We start from the raw sequence: 605 nt of genomic DNA, 5'->3' as shown, positions 1-605 counted from the left end.
CCAAACGTAGTGAGGGTGTATTGGAACAAATTAATTTTTACGATATGGATTATGAAATCCAAAAAATAATGCTTGAAGGGTGCAATGGCGATCAAGGTGAAATTATCTCCAAAACCGAAGGTGTTTGTGGAGATATTTATATTTTTGATCACGGCGAAAATACTACTCCTAGGTATGTTTGTGCAAAAATGCCTAAAAATATTGGAGATTTAGAGGGAACCGCTAGTCGATTTGCTAAAGAAATAAAAACTCAATTGTCATTTGGTAGGCACCAATACGTTCATTGGATCTTTGATTTTGGAGAGGTTGTTGGAGCTCCGATTGCTTTCTTCCGATATTGGGGTAGCGATCTAAAAAAACTAATTAATGATAATAGTATTTGTGATATTAAAAAATTATCAGTTATGGCATATGCATGTTCGGGATTGATGCACTGCTATAGAAACGGGTTGACTTCACATCAAGATTTAAAGCCTGCTAATATTTTTCTTCGAGATTTAAGAAGCGATTTTGTTGGGTTACCTGATTTACCTATTTACACATCAGCTTTAATTGGTGATTTTGGTCTAGCTAACGCATCAATTGACTCAAATGTCTTTGAAGGT

The 605-nt window shown here is 35.0% G+C and carries 1 protein-coding gene; it reads left to right on the top strand.

Features of this window, described 5'->3' with window-relative positions; all coding sequences use genetic code 11:
* Positions 1–20: 20 nt before the first annotated feature.
* A partial coding sequence (locus CXF74_RS21600) for a protein kinase domain-containing protein (protein WP_198552966.1) occupies positions 21–605 on the top strand: 585 nt, incomplete at its 3' end.

Source organism: Psychromonas sp. Urea-02u-13 (genome assembly GCF_002835995.1).
Classification (GTDB): Bacteria; Pseudomonadota; Gammaproteobacteria; order Enterobacterales; family Psychromonadaceae; genus Psychromonas.
Note: the sequence above shows the minus strand (reverse complement) of the source record. Positions and strands in the feature narration are given on the sequence as shown.